Origin of the sequence: Cytobacillus sp. S13-E01 (genome assembly GCF_029193815.1) — a bacterium.
In the GTDB taxonomy this organism is placed as follows: Bacteria; Bacillota; Bacilli; order Bacillales; family Bacillaceae_L; genus Bacillus_BV.
The window spans coordinates 262,037-280,891 of the sequence record NZ_JARFVC010000002.1 but is presented as its reverse complement, the minus strand read 5'-3'; the positions used below and the strand labels follow the sequence as shown (position 1 = coordinate 280,891).

Here is an 18,855-nt window from a genome sequence, read left to right as displayed (position 1 = left end):
AAAAACGTCCTTATAGCATCTATTTAAAAGTGGTGAACCATTATCTGGGAAGCGGGGACCTTATTGCTTTGTTGTGAGTCTAACATTTGGGTATATAAAGAATAAGAGTATTGCAAGTAAGGCTAAGCTTAAAAATACCGTATTAAAAGAAAGACAGACACTTATGTCTGTCTTTCTTTTTTCATATTATATAAGGATAGATTATTTGGATTGGGGAATTTCTATATTTTTCATGCAATTCACATTAATCTATTATTCTGTTATACTATTTAAATAGTAAATAGTTTTTAATATTAGTATATTTACATTTTAATTTTATAAATTTCATCATTGATTATTACAAACATAAATAGGAGCGGTCCTTATGAAAAAAACCTTAGTCTTCCTACTAACAATAGCCCTCGTTTTCGTTCCGAACTTCAAAAAAGACATGCAAGCTTCACCAAATGGGATTATGCTTAAGGATTTTTCTTCAATAACTTTTTTTGTGAATAGTAAGCAAATATCTAATTACCAATTACTTGGAGATATTGTTGTCCTGCCAGAAGAGAATTTTAATGAAACAGAAGCGCTTAATATGATTAGACGGCTTGGTTTTGTGCATCCATCCATCCTTCGGGAGTTAATTGTTCAGGGTGTAACCATTAAGCTCTTCACAGGCACTTTAACAGATGAGCCATCAACAATACATCTGAAAGGAATTACACCCAGAGGCTACACAAGTAAACTCAAAACGTGGGATTCAGTCCCTGGAATTGGTGGTTCAAAAATTGTTCTTGCAAAAATAGGTTATAGTAACATAGGTCAGGGTCATGGTTCACTTAATTTAGAATTACACGAGCTAGCACATTCTGTTGATCGGTATGTCTTTAATTTAATAAGAGATGATACAATTTTTCAGGATATTTGGAGGCAAGAAGCGGGACAGTTATTTTCCAAAAGAAATTATTTTACTAAGTACGCAGAGGAATACTTTGCTGAAACCTTTGTCATGTATTATTTGAATCCCAAAACAAAAGATAAATTAAAAAATAAGGCACCATTAACCTATCAGTTATTTGAAAGATTGGAAAAAGCTGATTTGGATACAGGGATAAATGTTGCAACACATCGTTAGTAAGATTTGATATAATTAAATCTTATTAGAATTACGTAAAGGAAGTGCGCTAATGAAGCAATACTTAGATCTTTGTAAACATGTTCTGGAGAATGGTACGGTAAAGCATGATAGAACAGGGACAGGAACAATTAGTTCGTTCGGTTATCAAATGCGGTTTAATCTTCAGGATGGTTTTCCTGTTGTAACTACGAAAAAACTACATCTAAAATCGATAATTCATGAATTGCTATGGTTTTTAAGTGGCAATACGAACATAAAGTATTTAACGGACAATGGCGTTCGTATATGGAATGAATGGGCTGATGAGAATGGGGAATTAGGACCGGTATACGGGCATCAGTGGCGTTCTTGGCCAACTAATGGCGGGGAAACTATTGATCAAATTTCTAACTTAATTCAGCAAATTAAAAATAACCCTGATTCACGTCGGCTAATAGTAAGTGCTTGGAATGTTGCCGATGTTGACAATATGGCGCTTCCACCTTGCCATTGCTTATTCCAATTTTACGTGGCAGATGGAAAGTTATCATGTCAGCTTTATCAGAGGTCAGCCGATGTATTCCTTGGTGTTCCATTTAATATTGCTTCTTACGCTTTGTTGACGATGATGATTGCCCAGGTATGTGATTTAGAGGTTGGGGATTTTGTTCATAGTTTTGGGGATGTTCACATTTATTCAAATCATGCTCAGCAAGTAAAGCTGCAATTGACTAGAGAACCAAAAGAATTACCACAAATGCTAATAAACCCTAACATTAAATCTATCTTTGATTTCACGTTTGAAGATTTTACACTTATGAATTATGAAGCCCATCCACACATTAAAGGAGAGGTGAGTGTATGATATCTTTGTTGGTTGCGATGGATCGAAATCGTTTGATTGGAAAAGACAATGACCTACCATGGCATTTGCCAGCAGATTTGGCCTATTTTAAAAGAATTACCATGGGACACCCGATTATTATGGGTAGAAAAACTCATCAATCAATTGGACGAGTCCTTCCTGGTAGAGAAAACATTATATTAACTCGAAATCCAGATTATCTAGCGGAAGGCTGTAAAGTTATTCATTCAATTGAAGAGATTATAGCCATGAATAATCCTTCGGAAGAGTTATTTATAATTGGTGGTGCTGAAATTTTTAAAGAAATACTGCCCTTCTCTGACCGTCTATATATCACAGAGATTGATGAAGCTTTTACGGGGGATACGTTTTTTCCAGAGTTCTCAACGAATGAGTGGAAATTGGTTTCAAAAGAAACTGGAATAAAAAATGAGAAAAACCCGTATGCTTATTCCTTTGTTGTTTATGAACGTAATTTAAATTGAAAGATAAGTTGCTAATAAAACCCGTAAACCAAAATATGGTATACGGGTTCTTAAGTTGCTTCTAAAGATAAGTTTAAATTTAGACAAAAGGTACATCTGGCACGTAGAACAATATACTGAAGAACATTGCTGCACTTCCTGCTAATACAAATCCATGCCAAATTGCATGATGATAGGGGATTTTTCTCCATACATAAAAAATTGAACCTACTGTATAAAGTATTCCTCCAGTTAGAAGAAGCGTAAATCCTTCAGTCGTTAAACTTTGATAGAGTGGCTTTATAGCAATAATAATCATCCACCCCATCAAAATGTAAAACAACGTTGATAAGATTATAAACCGTTTAACAAAGAATATTTTTAGAATGACACCTAAAATTGCCAGTCCCCAGATGATTCCAAACAATGTCCAGCCTAATGAACCACGTAAAGTGACAAGCAAAAAAGGAGTATAGGTACCAGCAATAAGAAAATAAATTGCCGAATGGTCTAGAATTTCAAAAACATCCTTTGCTTTAGGGTGTTGAATACTGTGTACTAAGGTGGAAAATAAATATAACAGTAGCATTGAAACTCCAAAGATAGTGAAACTGACTACATGCCATACATCACCATATTTAACAGCAAAGATAATTAACATAACGAGTGCTGGAATGCTAAGTAATGCACCAATTCCATGGGTAATTGCATTAGCAATTTCTTCTTTTATTGAGTATTGCATTTAAATACCTCCTGCTAAATAATATAGGTCTCTAAAGACTGGAAGAAATCCAATCCCTCAGATGTAATTTTGGTTCCTGCCCGGCCCCGACCTTTTGTAACAAACCCATGTTTTTCTAAGAAATCGAGTCGATGGCGAATTTGTTGAGTTGTCAAAGGGTTAGTCCCTTTTTTACTTTTATCGGCTATGATACGTCTACTAGCAGGTTCACCATTTTCATTGCATTCCATGATTGTTTCGAGAATAAAATAATGTTCTTTCTTCTCCATTATACTTAAACCCTCTTGTTTTTCCTTTCGATCTACCGGAGCCTTTGTTTTCTTTTGGCTTTGTTTCTTAAATCTGTCAGGGGGTATATCATGTAGTTGGATAGAATGTCCATCACAAACGGTTAGCATGTATTCAATCGTATTTTTAAGCTCACGTACATTTCCGTACCACAAATACTTTGACAGTTTGGTAACAACTGCCTTATCTACTTTGATAGTTTTACCGCTTTTAGAAATAAAATGTTCTATCAATCCTGGAATATCCGATGAAATTTCTCGTAATGAAGGAAGACGTAAGGATAGTACATTTAATCTGTAATATAAGTCCTCCCTAAATGACCCTTCATCAATCAGCATTAGTAAATCTTTATTGGTAGCAGCAATTACTCTGAGATTGATAGGGACTTTAGCTGTCGCCATTTCCTGCAGCAAATGAAGTAGATGCGCCTGTGATCTTAGATTTAAATCACTAATTTCATCAAAAAAAATCGTACCACCGGTTTCTCGTTTAATTAAAGTTTGTGTCTGTGAATTATTTGCATCAGCAGTAGCTGAGACGTCATCTAAACCGAAAAGCGCATCATTTTCAAATTGGGTTTTAGATAATGTACTACAGGTTACAGTTCTGAATGGGCCCGGGGCTTGCCATGATTCATTGTGAATCGCTTGTGCAAACAGCTCTTTCCCTGTGCCAGTTTCACCTTCAATTAAAATAGGTAAATTTGTTTTTGCTAACTTTTGAGCGATGATCTTCGTTTCCTCTAAAATAGGATGTTTACCTATAATATGAGAAAATGAGTGCCTTGCTACCACGCCTTGTTCATATTGCTTATCATTTTCACCACGATGACTAGCCGTTGTTTTTTCAATATGGATACCATCTTTGGATAAAATTATATTTTTGTCTTTCAAAATACTTGAAAGGTTAGTATCCGCAGAAAAACTAGTAATTATCGATGAATCTCCATAAATAGATTTTAAAATTTCATGGACTTTCATTCTAGATGGTTCATTATCAGTAATTAAAATAAGACTATTTTCTTCGCTCATATAACTCCACCTTCTTAAGATTAATTTAATTATAACACCCAATTAGAACTAAATGGAACCAAAAGGATAAGATTTGTTTTAAAAAGTATAATTTCTGCTTGGTTTTAATGTATATTTTAAAGTCTCCGAAATAAAAATATAAAATTGTTAGAAAATTTACTTTTATAGAATCAAATTCGTGTTATAATGTACAAATTATAACCGTAACACTTTAAAGCATGAATTCACTAAGAAAGGATAAGAGGCAATATGGGACAACAAATTAAACAACAAAACGTTGGGATCCAAGTTGAGGATATACTTATTGCAAATCATCTTTTGAAAGATGTTGTAAACCATACACCTTTACAACGGAATGACCTTTTATCAGAACGATATGAATGCAATGTATTGTTAAAGCGAGAAGATTTACAAATAGTTCGTTCATTTAAACTTCGTGGTGCATACAATCGAATTAAAAACCTTTCTCAAGACGAACTTACTAACGGGGTAGTGTGTGCGAGTGCTGGAAACCATGCCCAAGGAGTGGCTTATTCGTGTCGAGCCTTAAAAATTCATGGTAAGGTGTTCATGCCATCAACAACACCAAGGCAAAAAGTGTCTCAAGTAGAACTCTTTGGCAAAGGATATGTTGACATCATCTTAACTGGAGATACATTTGATGACGCATATACTGAAGCAATTGCTTGTAGTTCAAAAGAACTTCGCGCCTTCATACATCCATTTGATGATTACGATGTCATTGCAGGTCAAGGAACTGTTGCCGTTGAGATCTTAAATGATGCTGACGAACCAATTGATTATGTGTTTGCAAGTATTGGTGGTGGTGGACTTGTTTCGGGAATCGGAACGTATTTTAAAAGTATCTCTCCATTAACTAAACTAGTTGGGGTAGAGCCGTCTGGGGCAGCTAGCATGAAGGAATCTATCATGCAATCAAATGTTGTAACACTTGATCATATTGATAAATTTGTTGACGGAGCAGCGGTTAAAACAGTAGGAGAGAAAACATTTAAATTATGTCTAGAGGTTATTGATGATATCATTACTGTTCCTGAGGGAAAGGTTTGTACGACGATATTAGATCTATATAATGAAAATGCAATCGTAGCAGAGCCTGCGGGAGCTCTCCCAATTACCGCTTTAGATTTCTATAAAGACCAAATTAAAGGTAAAACAGTTGTATGTGTGATAAGTGGCGGTAATAATGATATTGGTAGAATGCAAGAAATCAAAGAACGATCTCTTATTTACGAGGGTCTTCAATATTATTTTATTGTTAATTTTCCTCAACGGGCAGGTGCACTACGTGAGTTTTTGGATGGGGTTTTAGGACCTACGGACGACATTTCTCGTTTTGAATACACAAAGAAGAATAATAAAGAAAATGGACCAGCTCTAGTTGGAATTGAATTAAAAAATAAAGAGGATTATAACCCTTTAATAGAGAGAATGAAAAAGAAAAATTTTTCATTTACGGAAATAAACAAAGAAAGTAATTTGTTTCACTTGTTAATTTGAGTGCAAAAATTTTTATAAAAAATTCATTATTGTTTACATAATTAGACACACTTCGATAAACAATTAGGGTATAATATAGGAAACGGGTAAAAAAGAGGATTGATATTTTGCTATTTAAAAGCCTAGAGTTCAAACATTATAATGGACAGAAGGTTAAAGTCGTGGATATTCCGGTACTAGAAGAAGGCAATACGTATCATTTTATGCTCGGTATTCGTTTACAAACTTTTATGACACAAATTTGTGCTGAAAGAAACCCTAAAAGTGTCTACTCATTTAGACATTACTTAAAAAAAGTTTTAAAATGGCGTGATTATGAACAACTTTTTGAAACGAATATTCTAAAAAATAATGCCTAATGCTACAGTATTATGAGCCATATCACACAAAAAAGTGATATGGCTCTTTTTTCTTTTACTCAGAATGATGATACTATTCACAAATCGTTTTAGCTTCGGTCAACCTTTAACATTAAATCATTGACTCCACTCTTGTCTGATATAATCAATAATTAGAAAAATAGAGGATTATTTTCTAAAAAGGTCGAATTACTTTATTATTCGAAATTATTACAAGGGATTCTGAGGTATAAGATGATTAAACGAATTAAAAATTTTAGCATCTTTAAGAAAACGGTTTTATTTACATCTTGTATTATCATGGTGGTCGGTTTTGCAACTGCTGTTATTAGTTATCAAATACAAAGTAATGCAATAACACAAATTCTGTCTGATCAGGCAGTTAGTGTAGCGAATCTTTGGAAAACAACAATACCTAGTCAAGATATTATTGCTGCCAAAAATGCTGCAAATGTAGACGACCCATCAGTAGAAAAACTTACATATTTAATTGATAAAATACATGAAAAGAACTCGGTTTATTCACAAGGTTATATTTTCACATCTGAAATACCAGAAAATAGAGCGTTTGACCCAATTGCTGTCCCGTTTTCGCTTGTTCGACAAGGATTTGGTTATTCTGACCTTTATGTTGCAGGAGATGAGTTTTTTAGTGCATTTGAACATACCGTACTAAACAAAACAAGTACATATACGGATATCTATACTGATCAATATGGTACATGGATTTCTGCCTTTTCACCTATATTTGCAGAAAATGGTGAAGTCATTGCGGTTTTTGGGGTCGACATCGATGCTAGCATCCTAAATGATTTTCAATTAGATTTAATGATATCATTATTAATTTCTTGTATAGTGTTATTTACAGTTTTTTTTATTATCCAAGAATGGGGACTCAGAAAAGTTATGGCACCACTCCGTGGACTTTTTCAGGGGATTCATCAAGTAAGTCAAGGGAACTTTGATGTGAAATTAGTCCAAACAGATGATTCTGAACTTGGTGAGCTAAGCAAGATGTTTAATGATATGACTCGGCAGCTACACATCTTATTCGAAAGAGTTGCCGTAACCTCAGAACAGTTTGGTGATAATAGTCAACAGAGACAAGAACTTCAAGGTTTTGAAAAGGCACTTGGGGATATGGAGAATATAATTAAACAAAGCAAACTCCAAACTGAGCTTCAAAGGGCTGAAAGAATGAATGCAATCGGTCAATTAGCTGCTTCAGTTGCACATGAAATTCGTAACCCGATGACAGTTGTTAAAGGCTTTCTTCAAATATTTGAATCAAAAGAGTCGATGACTAAAGAGGAAATAGAATATATCCAATTAATGATTGCAGAGATGAATCGTGCTGAAACAATCATTAATGATTATTTATCACTTGCAAAGCCTGATTTAGAAAAATCCGAAGTAATTAATTGCAGTGAAGCCTTGCAAAATGTAACTGATTTAATATCATCTTATGCGTTGTTAAACAACAACATCTCTATAAATATGGAAATAAAAGGAACGTACTATATCAAAGGGAATAATTCAGAGTTGAAACAAGTCCTTCTTAATATTATGAAAAATGCAGTTGAGGCTATGAAAAAAGAAGGAGTCCTTACTGCCGGGCTTTTCTGTGAAAATAAGTATGTGCATTTTATTATCAAAGATACAGGTATTGGTATGACTACTGACGAACTCAAAAGACTAGGAACTCCTTTTTATTCACTAAAGGAAAAGGGTACAGGTATTGGTCTCATGGTATGTTATCAAATTGTTGACAGGATGAGGGGTAAAATAAAAGTAGAAAGTGAAAAAGGTAAAGGGACAATTTTTACGATCTCGATTCCTTTATATGAGAGTTAGTCAGTCGTACACACCCTCAATTTTAGGAGGGTGTGTTTGCTAACGCTTTCTCTCTGCCACTTATGACTTTTTTTGTTTCTCTAGCTTTATATCCAACTTTTTACCAGCAACTGATAAATAAGAGTAGACATCTAAATCGGCCTTTGCCTTTGACATTCCTTGGATAAAATGTGTAACTAAATCTTTATAGTCTTCACTAACGCCTTCTTCTTCGCAATGTCCATAAATATACATTTTTTTTTCATCAAATAAGAAAGCAACATAACCAACAGCTTTTTCATCTGGATCCACAATATTTAGAACTTGACAATCAGTTGTAACTAATTCAGGTGAGAAAAAAATTTGCAAAATGCTTCCTCCTTAAAAATAGTAGTAGTTCAAAATTATAATCTAAGTTAACTGCATCTTTTTAAATAAAGAATCATCTGCTGATTCACTTTCACTGGTCTCCTTTTTCGGTACTCTTATCAGTAACATACAAAGTAAACCGACGATTAAAGTGAGTCCTGCTGTTATAAAAAACATACCCCCACGAGACCAAGCCATTAGCGCCCCATATATTGGAGGGCCTATTGCGACTCCTAAAAAACGAACGGATCCGTATAAGGATGTGACAAATCCTCTTTTTTCTGCAGATACAGAACCTGTAATAAAACTGTTAATACATGGAAGCACCAAACCTGTCCCTATACTACTTAGCACTAGAATGGAAATAAAGGGGGTAAGACTCTCAAAAAATACAAGTGTTGAAAAAGAAAAGGTCATTAAAAACAGTCCTAAAACAATTAGTTTTTTCATTAAAGGCATTTTTTTCCCAATCTTACTTCCTGTTATATAGGAGGTAGTTGTCATGAATAATAAAGGAATAGCAAGTATGGCACCTTTTAGAACTCCGTCTGTATTATAGGTTGTTTCTAGCACGTCTGAAAGATAGAACAGGATTCCAAATAAAGTAAATAGACAAGTTGCACCAGCTAAATATGCTGTAAAGAGCCACCTACCTTCGTTTTTAAATACTGTCATTAGTCCTTTTGCATATTGACTGACAGGAGGCGGTTCTTTCTTTTGCTTTTTTTCTTTCACAAAAAATAGTGTTAATAAGATTGAGATTAGACAAAATAGTGGAAAGGCGAAAAACGAAGCATACCAAAAAAGTATTGCAAGCAATGATCCTATAATTGGTGAAACAACTTTACCAAAACCATTAGAAGCCTCAACAAGTCCTAATACTTTACTTTGTTTGCTTCCTTGATATAAATCACCAGTTAAAGCCATCGCAATTGGTGCTGTCCCAGCTGCACCAATACCTTGCATAATACGCCCAGCCATGATCCATGTAAAGGCATTGTCGAACCAAGCAGCAGCTATACCAGCTAACAATCCACCGACGCCATATAATGTCAATGCAGGTATTATTATTGCTTTCCTCGAGAACCGATCTGAGAGATAGCCAAGAATGGGTATCGAAATAGCAGCAGCAACGGAGAAAGCTGTAATAACAAGACTGACTTGGAATTGTGAAATCCCTAATTCCTTGGACATTTGCGGTAATATGGGTATCAACATGGAATTTCCAAGTACAAGGATAAGGGGAATTGACCCAATCGCAACAATCGTCATTCCTGTATTTTTTTGACTGGACAAGTAACTTACAACTCCTTATACAAAATTAATTGCCTTTATATTGTCGGGTAAATCAGAACACAATATGCTTACCATATAATGTAAATGCAATAACGCGAAAGCCCATTCTATACACCATTCACCTATTTTTGAATAACATAGCAACTGTAAAGTAAAGGAGGCGTTTATCCTAATGGATTTTTTGACATTACCAAAAAGAACGAAGGGCGAACGGTCATATGGACTTACTTCAATAGCCGACTTTGGAACACCACTAGGCCAGCTTGAAACTATTTTAGCGGATTATCATCAACTAATCGATATAGCTAAAATTGGTATAGGTTCCGCTTATGTTACTCCAAATGTAGATAAAAAGATTCAATTATATAAAAAATATAATGTGAAACCTTACTTTGGCGGGACATTATTTGAGAAGTGCTATCTGCAAGGGAAGCTCGTTGATTATATAAAATCCCTGAAAAACTTTGGGGTTGAATGGATTGAAATATCAAATGGAACGTTAGACATCCCATTACAATCTAGGATAGAGATCATAACTGCCGTGAAAAGTGAGTTTAATGTCATTGGAGAAGTTGGTTCGAAAGATACGGAAAAAGAAATGCCTCTAGCAAAGTGGGAAGATGAGCTCCAATCGCTATTGGATGCTGGATGTAAGTATGTAATTACAGAGGGAAGAGATTCAGGCACAGCGGGTATTTATGAAAGTAATGGTGAAATCAAAATAGATCTAGTTGAGAGATTAATGAAGAACATCGACATACGTAGTGTTATTTTTGAAGCTCCAACACCTAAAAGTCAGATGTTTTTCATCAATCAATTTGGAACAAATGTAAACCTAGGTAATGTTAAGTTACAAGATGTATTAGTGCTTGAAGCCCAAAGACAGGGCCTTAGAAGTGAAACATTTTTCTTGGGGGAAAATGAATGCAACTTGCCATTATAAGACACTTGCCAACAGCATGGAACAAGTTAGGTCTTTTACAAGGGAAAAGAGATATTGAAATTCTGGAACCGTCAAGTAGTGACAAGAAAAAGATTGAAAATAATTTTAAAAAAATAAGCGAGCATCAACCCTTTGATAGAGTTCTGACTAGCTCATTAATAAGAACTCAACAGTCAGCAAGTGTGTATGGTTTTTCATCGTTTCACAAAGAACCTTTATTAGACGAATTAAATTTCGGTTTATATGAAGGAAAACCAAAGAATTTACTTATTGAAGAGAATTATAATGACTGGTTGAATGAACCAAGAAACTTAACTTTAGGCGAACCTCTAGTTGATTTAGAAAACCGGATTGGTAAGTTCTTAGAAAAGTATAAAATGTATTCAAGCATTTTAGCATTTGGCCATGGTTCATGGATTAGGGCTGCAATGTCACTAGAACAAAGTGGAGACATTAACATGATGAACCAGATAACTGTTCACAATAATGATTTTATCATACTTGAATTTGATCAAAAGAAGGGATGATTCCTAGTAGGAGGGTAATAAAATTGTCCAAAGTACCAACATATGATTCTTGGAACGAAAGTGAAATTAATAATCTAAATTCTCAATGGAAAGATTATTTTGACGTATTGAAGTGGGCCTATCGTTCTTATAAGGATGAGCTTGTATACGCATGCAGCTTCGGTGCAGAAGGAATTGTATTAATTGATTTAATTAGCAAGGTTAACAAACATGCCAAAATTGTCTTCTTAGATACAGGATTACATTTTAGCGAAACATATGAACTAGTTGACAAAATTAAGGCAGCCTTTCCAACATTAAACATTGAGCTGAAACAACCAAACCTCACATTAAAACAGCAAGCGGAAAAACATAAACAAGAGCTGTGGAAATCCAACCCCAATCTATGCTGTCAAATTCGCAAAATTGAACCGCTGAAAGAAACTCTGTCAGGTGCAAAAGCATGGATTTCTGGTCTAAGAAGGGAACAATCTTCAACAAGGAACAATGTTCAATATATAAATAAAGACGAGAAGTTCAAGTCTATAAAGATCTGTCCTTTAATTCACTGGACCTGGGATGATGTCTGGAACTATATCAAATTAAACAACCTACCATACAATCAGTTACATGATAACAACTATCCAAGTATAGGGTGTGCACCTTGTACCTTTCAGGTAAAAGAACTTGGCGACTTACGATCTGGCCGATGGGCAAACCATACAAAAACGGAATGTGGATTACATCAAGACTAAATATGCAAGATTAATAACTTTATTATAAGGGTAAATTGGAGGTAATAGATGTGGGTTTAAGTAAACCACATGGTGGTAAATTAATAAACCGAATCGATGAGAAGCGTGAAATAGATGCTGTTGTTAATAAAATTGAACTAGATAATATGGCATTGAGTGACCTTGAATTAATTGCAGTTGGTGCGTATAGTCCATTAATTGGATTCTTAGGTAAAAAGGATTATGAGTCTGTTATCCATAACATGCGCCTTACGACAGGGGAACCCTGGTCAATACCAATAACACTACCAGTTGAGGAGAGTATAGCTGACAGACTCGTAATTGGTGAAGAAGTAAGGCTCGTGCAAAATGGCGAAACATACGGAATTATTACAGTAACTGAAAAATATATCCCTAATAAAGAAATCGAAGCATTTAAAGTATATAAAACAAATGATAGACAACATCCTGGAGTAATGAACCTTTTTAAACGTCCAAATGTATATATTGCTGGACCTATTAACTTAGTTCGTCGCCCTAAAAAGGAATTTTCAAACTATTATTTAGATCCGGTACAAACAAGAAATCTCTTTGATAGATTAGGTTGGAAAACGGTTGTTGGGTTTCAAACTAGAAATCCTGTTCATAGAGCACATGAATATATCCAAAAATCGGCCTTAGAGATTGTTGATGGGTTGTTTTTGAATCCATTAGTGGGTGAAACAAAGTCTGACGATATTCCTAGTGAGATCCGTATGGAGAGCTATCAGGTACTTCTTGAAAAGTATTATCCAAAAGATCGGGTATTCTTATCCGTTTTTCCAGCCGCAATGAGGTATGCTGGACCAAGAGAGGCAATATTTCATGCTCTTGTTAGGAAAAACTATGGCTGTACACATTTCATAGTAGGTCGTGATCATGCTGGTGTTGGAAATTACTATGGAACATATGATGCACAAAAAATATTCAGCAATTTTTCAAACGAGGAGCTTGGAATACAGACGCTATTTTTTGAACATAGTTTCTATTGTAAAAAATGTGGCAATATGGCTTCTGAAAAAACCTGTCCTCATGATAAAGATGATCACATCATTCTTTCTGGTACTAAAGTGAGAGAGATGCTTAAAAATGGGAAGAAACCACCAAAGGAATTTAGTAGACCAGAAGTTGTTGAGGTATTAATTAAGGGATTACAGGACACGTATACAAAGATTTAAAGGGTGGTAATAAAGATGGGGAATCGTCCTTATTTAACATGGCATAAGTCAGCTATAAACAAGGAAGATAGACAAAAATTAAATAATCATAAAAGCTGTGTACTTTGGTTTACTGGATTGTCAGGATCAGGAAAATCTACATTAGCTAACGCATTGGATAGAAAACTTTACACACTTGGAATGAGAAGCTATGTCTTGGATGGTGACAACATCCGTCATGGATTAAACAAAGGGCTTGGTTTTACTAAAGATGACCGTCAAGAAAATATTCGCCGAATCGGCGAGGTTGCAAAGCTATTTGTAGATAGTGGCCAAATCGTAACAACTGCTTTTATATCACCGTTTTGTGAAGATCGAAATAGTGTAAGGAACCTTTTTCCAGAGGGTGAGTTTATTGAAATATATGTTAAATGTCCTCTGGATGTTTGTGAGATACGAGATCCAAAAGGGCTTTATAAAAAAGCAAGAACTGGAGAAATACGTGAGTTTACCGGAATAAGCTCTCCCTATGAAGAACCACTAGAACCTGAGATCGTTATTGAAACGGATAAACAATCTTTGCAAAAATCTGTCGATGTAATTGTAGGTTATCTGCAGGAGCACCATATTATCTGAATAAACACACAAAGAACGAGACCATCTTATTGTCTCGTTCGCATCATTTTATTTTTTTCTCCAACCTAATGTTGGGGAATATGTATAGGGTAGCTTTAGATGGTAAATAAAGTCGATTATATTCGTAGAAATGGACTGGCAAATAATCGCATATATGACAATAGGTAGTTCAATTACAGTTGCAGTTAAAAGGAAAATAAAAAAATTTAGCCAAAGCATAGCTCTGCCTGGGGAGGTGCCTTTGTAATTTGCTATCATGAGTGCTGGAATAACCATACCACCACTTGATGCACCATTGCGTATTAATAACCCTACACCAATCCCAAATAAGATACCTCCACTTAAGAGGTCTAACCAAAAGGATGACAAGCCGCCACTATTAAGGTTAGATGTTATTAAGCTTACAGTGACAGAGGTAATGGTTACCGAAAACATTGTTCTAAAAGTCCAGGTATAACCGAAATACTTTAGGGCAAGTACTAAAAAAGCAAAATTCACAATCCATAATGAGAGGCCTAAGGGTAGTTGTAACCAATAATTAATAAGAATTGCAAGGCCAGCGGCTCCACCAGAGGGAATATTATGTGGGAAAAGAAATACCGCCATTGCTACCCCTTGGAGAATGGCGCCTAGAATGATACATATGTACGAAATTACTTTTTTAGAGGGCACTGTAAGGGTAACCTCTCAATGGTGTATGGAAATATGAAAATTGTATCCCGAAGTTTGGTTCACGATTGATCATAATAATAGATTCCCCCATAATTGGACAACTGTTCTCTCCTTGTCCATTCTATGATTATAATAGATAATTTATGAAATTATAAGAGGAATTTAGGGTGGAGTTAAGTTTTTCTTATTTATTAATTGAAAGGTGAGAATTACATGAAGAAGTTTATAATACTTTCTATAGTAGCGTTATTATCTGCATGTGGATATGAAATTGAAAACCCTACTAATTGGGAACTAGGTGACTTTTCTTTTCGGAATCAAGATGGTGATGATTTTGGATTAGAGGAATTAAATGGAAAGGTTTGGGTTGCGAATTTTATTTTTACCAATTGTGAAACCGTTTGTTCTCCGATGACCGCTCATATGGCTAAATTGCAAGGAATGATCGAAGATGAAGGCCTTAAAGCTGAAATAGTTTCATTTTCAGTTGATCCTGAAGTAGATAAGCCTAAAGTTTTAAAAGGGTTTGCCTCTAAATTTGATGCGGATTTAACAAACTGGCATTTCTTAACAGGATATTCTCAAGCTGAAATTGAAGCATACGCATTAGAAAACTTTAAAACATTAGTACAAAAGCCAAAGGGTAATGATCAAGTAAACCACGGTACATCTTTTTATGTAGTTGATAAGTCAGGTGTGGTAAAGCAAAGTTATAGTGGGGTATCAGATACTCCGTATGATCAAATGATCAAGGATATTAAATCTCTCCAATAATAAAATGGACCTTTGATTCATTTTATTTAAAAGATAAGACAGTATAAAAGTTTGTGCTTAGTTTTAGTGTCTAGCTCCAGGCGCCATCAGTTCATGGTCATAAGCCAATCCGTCCGGAAGGTAAAGAACAACCTTCCAGCAGGCTAGTCTTATGCTTGACTTGCACAGGATGTGCTGATGTCGATGTTCGCCACAGGACGTGGCGGGTTTTAATCGACGCGCCTTGCGCTTTTCTTTATTGCTTTACACCATCTTCAGCAATTGTTTTAAGCTCTTGCCAAAATAGATTATTGGCTATGTCAGTGTGACAATAATCGATATCAACACTTTTAAACTGGTCTTGGGTATGGTCACGATTGTTGTTTTTATTATCTTTCTCTTTATTCAATATAAATTCACTCCTCTATAAATGATGTAGAAGCTTATTGATAATGTTAGCTGCAGGCTCGATTGAGAATTCATCATGATAGTGATTTAACGAATGTCTGTATTTAACTAGCCTATCCTTATCATCAAAATGGGATAAAAGATGCTGCTCTAACTGATCATTGGAATGCCAATCAATTAAAGGGAAAACGACGCCTAATTTTTCTAATTGGTTTAAATTAATTTCTTCTTGTCCTGGAAGGGCATGATAGATAAAAATTGGGATACCCTTCATAAGGCACTCACTAATAGTTACACCACCAGGTTTTGTAATAATAAAGTCTGACCGTTCATAAATTTCGTCCATCTCGGCTCTAGATGAGATATAAGGCATCGGCTTTATAAAGGGGAGTTTGAGCTGTTTTAGTTGCTCATATAACCTATTGTTTTTTCCACATAAAATAACATAATGTACTTTGCCTGTTGGCCCCAGTTTCTTTAGAAGCTCCTCAATAGCTCCTACACCTAAACTTCCGCCCATTATTGTACATTCGTATTGATCTTTCTGAGTGAAATCCTTAATCTCATTCTTTACTATTTTGTGATGAAGTGGAATTCCTGTGACCTGTATCTTTTCACTTGAAATACCTTTTTGAAGAAGATAGTCCTTCATGTGACGGTGAGAAACAAAATGATAATCAATGTGCTGGGTTCCCCAAAAACTATGAATGAAGAAGTCAGTATATACATTAATTACAGGTACCTTAATAATTCCTTGTCTTTTTAAGTGATCAAGCATATAGGAAGGCAGAGCGTGTGAACATACTACAATATCAGGTTTTCTTTCAGTTAACATTTTTTTTATAAAATACATAAACAAGAATTCGTATAACCGATAATTTTTTTGATTATTTAGCCCGTTATATACAGACCTTTTGTATAACCAACTATAGGACCCGGGGGAATAATGGATCCACTTTAAATATATGGACGAAACTAAGGCTTCTAATTTTCCATATCCATAGTGTAGAATATCTATCTTTTCGCAAATAACATTGGTATTCAATTGTTCTAAATCTTCACGCAGTGCATCGGCAACCTGATGATGTCCTGAAGGTATTTGTAAGAAAGGCAAGAATAGAACCTTCTTCATGTAGATTTTCTCCTTAACTGCTCATCTGTAGGATTTAATTTCTAATCAAGACTACACTTTATAGTGTCTTTAATTGTCTTGATAATTATTCAGAAAAAATCCCTCGAATTTCCATAAATATATATGATCGTTTATTCAAAAAATGATAATAACACCATCATAAAGGAGCATTAAAACCACTAAAATGCTAAAGATGAGACTCTATTTTTTATCAATATGGTCAATTTTAGATCCGATCTATTATCTTTTTACAAGGTTAACCTATTTGGAGGATTGTGACAAAGAAAGAAATGTATTCCGCATAAGGTTAACACGCTACAGAGGTAGAGATGTGTTATTATCTGATGGGACCTATGTTAAAAAAAATGATTTGTTAATAAAAATACACTTGCACAATGTTCGCTTAATGAAGGAAATGCATGGATTAGATAGTGAAACAAAAAAAGGAAGATTAATTTTCACACATGTTAGAAGTGGTTTACCTAGTCTTGCTGAATATGTAAAGGAACATCCTAATAGTAATGAAATTAAGGGGGTTATCGGTATAACGATGTTACACAAAGGCTGCAACAGACTTGGGTTTGAAACATTTCCAATTAAGAATCGAATATATAAACTTATCAAACAGATTGTCTTTATACCAATGTATTGTTTATCAGTTTCAAAAATTAGTTCTAAAAGCTTAAAAAGACCACCTAAATATTTATTTATGTCAAAAAAGACTTTGCTAGGTCAATACCTTCAAAAGGGATAGTCCAGTAATTACCACTAACAAATCCTCCTCCAACTTACTATAATTATAAAGAGGGAGGGGGATAAACTATGTTGTTATCTATTTTTCTATCTTTTGTAATACTATCAATTGTTATCTACCGAGCAAACAAAAACACTCACAATGTTGTGATAAATAAAATAGATGTAAACAAAAACTTAAATGCACCAACAAATGTCACATCCCCATCTATAACTATACTTCACTTGTCAGACCTACACTTAGAAAATATTTCAATTTCACCAGAACAATTATTTTTAAAGCTTGAACTTGAAAAAATTGATTTAATTGCTATAACAGGTGATTTTCTTGATCGAAAACGTAGTATTCCAAGACTAATACCCTATCTTAACGTGTTAAATAAACTTAATGTTGAGTATGGAATGTATGCTATTTTTGGAAATCATGATTATGTCCTAAAGAAAAGGGATTTTTCTACATTAAAAAAAACCTTGGAAGAGTATGGTTGTAAAACGATGCAAAATGAGAATGCTACTATTATAGTTGAGGGTAAGAAGCTAAATATTATTGGAATTGATGATTTTAGCACGAAGCGTAGTGACTTAGATTTATCCTATAAAAATTTAGGCGAAGGTTATAATTTAGTGTTAACCCATGACCCTAATGTTGTCTTACACATGGATAAATATCATTTTGACTATCTATTATCAGGGCATTTTCATGGTGGACAAATTCATTGGCCGAAGCCCTATCACTTAGCGAAAATGGGAAAACTTGCTCGCTTAAACATTATTAAAGGGTTTCATACTGTAAATGGTAAACCCTATTATATTAGTGAAGGCTTAGGGCAAACAGGTGTAAATATTCGGATTGGTAGTTTTCCAGAAATAACGATTCACAAAATAAATATGCAACCTCTTGAAAGTAAAATAGCTTCAAAAGCTGTATAAGGGCACCTATGGTGTCCTTTTTCAAAACGATAAGAAAGTATAAAAGTTAGTACCTAGTTTTAGTGTCTAGCTCCGGGCGCCCTGCGCTTTTCTTGAAAGGTAAGAAAGTATAAAAGTTAGTACCTAGTTTTAATGTCTAGCTCCGGGCGCCATCGACTCGAGGTCATAAGCCATTTCCTTTAAGAAGGAAAAACCACCTTCTTAAAGGAACCATCTTATGCTTGTCGCCGAAAGGCGGGCGCCCTGCGCTTTTCTTATGATGTTCATTTTTAAAAATATAAAAAGTATGCAAAGTCAATAATGCATAGTTTCAGAATATGCTATA

General features: G+C 34.7%; 21 protein-coding genes. 14 read left to right on the top strand and 7 right to left on the bottom strand.

Annotated features, from left to right (window positions below; translation table 11 throughout):
- The first annotated feature begins 364 nt into the window (after positions 1-364).
- Genes PY093_RS03290 through PY093_RS03280 form a run of 3 tightly spaced genes read left to right on the top strand, consistent with a single transcriptional unit; the run spans position 365 to position 2,449 of the window.
- A complete protein-coding gene (locus PY093_RS03290) occupies positions 365-1,117 on the top strand; it encodes an anthrax toxin lethal factor-related metalloendopeptidase (protein ID WP_275644435.1) in 753 nt (250 codons plus the stop codon).
- A 52-nt stretch (positions 1,118-1,169) separates the two neighbouring features.
- Positions 1,170-1,964, top strand: coding sequence for a thymidylate synthase (locus PY093_RS03285; RefSeq protein ID WP_275644434.1), 795 nt, complete (start codon positions 1,170-1,172; stop codon positions 1,962-1,964).
- Positions 1,961-2,449: a dihydrofolate reductase gene (locus tag PY093_RS03280; RefSeq protein ID WP_275644433.1), complete on the top strand. Its 489-nt coding sequence runs from the start codon at positions 1,961-1,963 to the stop codon at positions 2,447-2,449. Before PY093_RS03285 ends, PY093_RS03280 begins: the two co-directional genes overlap by 4 nt.
- Before the next feature lie 79 nt (positions 2,450-2,528).
- Here PY093_RS03280 and trhA read toward each other — a convergent pair whose 3' ends face one another.
- Both trhA and PY093_RS03270 read right to left on the bottom strand, forming a co-directional pair.
- Entirely contained in the window at positions 2,529-3,170 is a 642-nt protein-coding gene (gene trhA / locus PY093_RS03275) for a PAQR family membrane homeostasis protein TrhA (protein WP_275644432.1), read from the bottom strand.
- Positions 3,171-3,184: 14 nt separating this feature from the next.
- Positions 3,185-4,489, bottom strand: coding sequence for a sigma 54-interacting transcriptional regulator (locus PY093_RS03270; protein WP_275644431.1), 1,305 nt, complete (start codon positions 4,487-4,489; stop codon positions 3,185-3,187).
- A gap of 249 nt (positions 4,490-4,738) precedes the next feature.
- Between PY093_RS03270 and ilvA the strand changes: the two genes are divergently transcribed.
- The 3 genes from ilvA to PY093_RS03255 all read left to right on the top strand — a co-directional run bounded on the left by ilvA (position 4,739) and on the right by PY093_RS03255 (position 8,223).
- Positions 4,739-6,010 carry a threonine ammonia-lyase IlvA gene (gene ilvA, locus PY093_RS03265; RefSeq protein WP_275644430.1) on the top strand — a complete coding sequence of 424 codons (1,272 nt, stop codon included), beginning with the start codon at positions 4,739-4,741 and terminating at the stop codon, positions 6,008-6,010.
- A gap of 107 nt (positions 6,011-6,117) precedes the next feature.
- Positions 6,118-6,369 (top strand): DUF2535 family protein, encoded by a 252-nt coding sequence (locus PY093_RS03260; RefSeq protein WP_275644429.1) that lies wholly within the window; start codon positions 6,118-6,120, stop codon positions 6,367-6,369.
- 234 nt (positions 6,370-6,603) lie between these two features.
- The gene (locus tag PY093_RS03255; RefSeq protein ID WP_275644428.1) at positions 6,604-8,223 is read left to right on the top strand and encodes a sensor histidine kinase; all 1,620 of its coding nucleotides are present in this window, start codon (positions 6,604-6,606) and stop codon (positions 8,221-8,223) included.
- Positions 8,224-8,283: 60 nt separating this feature from the next.
- Here PY093_RS03255 and PY093_RS03250 read toward each other — a convergent pair whose 3' ends face one another.
- Positions 8,284-8,571 (bottom strand): hypothetical protein, encoded by a 288-nt coding sequence (locus PY093_RS03250; RefSeq protein WP_275644427.1) that lies wholly within the window; start codon positions 8,569-8,571, stop codon positions 8,284-8,286.
- 42 nt (positions 8,572-8,613) lie between these two features.
- A complete protein-coding gene (locus PY093_RS03245) occupies positions 8,614-9,843 on the bottom strand; it encodes an MFS transporter (RefSeq protein ID WP_275644471.1) in 1,230 nt (409 codons plus the stop codon).
- Between the two features lie 196 nt (positions 9,844-10,039).
- On the opposite strand from PY093_RS03245, the gene PY093_RS03240 reads away from it, so the two are divergent.
- The 5 genes from PY093_RS03240 to cysC are packed head-to-tail and all read left to right on the top strand — an operon-like array spanning position 10,040 to position 13,882.
- Positions 10,040-10,810, top strand: coding sequence for a phosphosulfolactate synthase (locus PY093_RS03240; protein WP_275644426.1), 771 nt, complete (start codon positions 10,040-10,042; stop codon positions 10,808-10,810).
- A complete protein-coding gene (locus PY093_RS03235) occupies positions 10,792-11,337 on the top strand; it encodes a histidine phosphatase family protein (RefSeq protein WP_275644425.1) in 546 nt (181 codons plus the stop codon). Before PY093_RS03240 ends, PY093_RS03235 begins: the two co-directional genes overlap by 19 nt.
- Before the next feature lie 23 nt (positions 11,338-11,360).
- On the top strand, positions 11,361-12,071 hold the full coding sequence (locus PY093_RS03230) for a phosphoadenylyl-sulfate reductase (RefSeq protein ID WP_275644424.1): 711 nt from the start codon (positions 11,361-11,363) through the stop codon (positions 12,069-12,071).
- A 50-nt stretch (positions 12,072-12,121) separates the two neighbouring features.
- Positions 12,122-13,267 (top strand): sulfate adenylyltransferase, encoded by a 1,146-nt coding sequence (sat, locus tag PY093_RS03225; RefSeq protein WP_275644423.1) that lies wholly within the window; start codon positions 12,122-12,124, stop codon positions 13,265-13,267.
- Between the two features lie 15 nt (positions 13,268-13,282).
- Positions 13,283-13,882 carry an adenylyl-sulfate kinase gene (gene cysC / locus PY093_RS03220; RefSeq protein ID WP_275644422.1) on the top strand — a complete coding sequence of 200 codons (600 nt, stop codon included), beginning with the start codon at positions 13,283-13,285 and terminating at the stop codon, positions 13,880-13,882.
- Positions 13,883-13,930: 48 nt separating this feature from the next.
- On the opposite strand, the gene PY093_RS03215 is transcribed toward cysC, so the two are convergent.
- Positions 13,931-14,554 carry a YitT family protein gene (locus PY093_RS03215; RefSeq protein ID WP_481769266.1) on the bottom strand — a complete coding sequence of 208 codons (624 nt, stop codon included), beginning with the start codon at positions 14,552-14,554 and terminating at the stop codon, positions 13,931-13,933.
- A 213-nt stretch (positions 14,555-14,767) separates the two neighbouring features.
- On the opposite strand from PY093_RS03215, the gene PY093_RS03210 reads away from it, so the two are divergent.
- Positions 14,768-15,328 carry an SCO family protein gene (locus PY093_RS03210; RefSeq protein ID WP_275644421.1) on the top strand — a complete coding sequence of 187 codons (561 nt, stop codon included), beginning with the start codon at positions 14,768-14,770 and terminating at the stop codon, positions 15,326-15,328.
- A gap of 235 nt (positions 15,329-15,563) precedes the next feature.
- Here the strand turns inward: PY093_RS03210 and PY093_RS03205 are convergent, their stop codons facing one another.
- On the bottom strand, positions 15,564-15,716 hold the full coding sequence (locus tag PY093_RS03205; RefSeq protein ID WP_275644420.1) for a hypothetical protein: 153 nt from the start codon (positions 15,714-15,716) through the stop codon (positions 15,564-15,566).
- Between the two features lie 15 nt (positions 15,717-15,731).
- Positions 15,732-16,847, bottom strand: a complete 1,116-nt coding sequence (locus tag PY093_RS03200) for an MGDG synthase family glycosyltransferase (protein ID WP_275644419.1) — start codon at positions 16,845-16,847, stop codon at positions 15,732-15,734.
- A 184-nt stretch (positions 16,848-17,031) separates the two neighbouring features.
- Between PY093_RS03200 and PY093_RS03195 the strand changes: the two genes are divergently transcribed.
- Both PY093_RS03195 and PY093_RS03190 read left to right on the top strand, forming a co-directional pair.
- On the top strand, positions 17,032-17,601 hold the full coding sequence (locus PY093_RS03195; protein ID WP_481769265.1) for a YkoP family protein: 570 nt from the start codon (positions 17,032-17,034) through the stop codon (positions 17,599-17,601).
- 68 nt (positions 17,602-17,669) lie between these two features.
- Positions 17,670-18,530: a metallophosphoesterase gene (locus PY093_RS03190; RefSeq protein WP_275644418.1), complete on the top strand. Its 861-nt coding sequence runs from the start codon at positions 17,670-17,672 to the stop codon at positions 18,528-18,530.
- Positions 18,531-18,855: the final 325 nt, after the last annotated feature.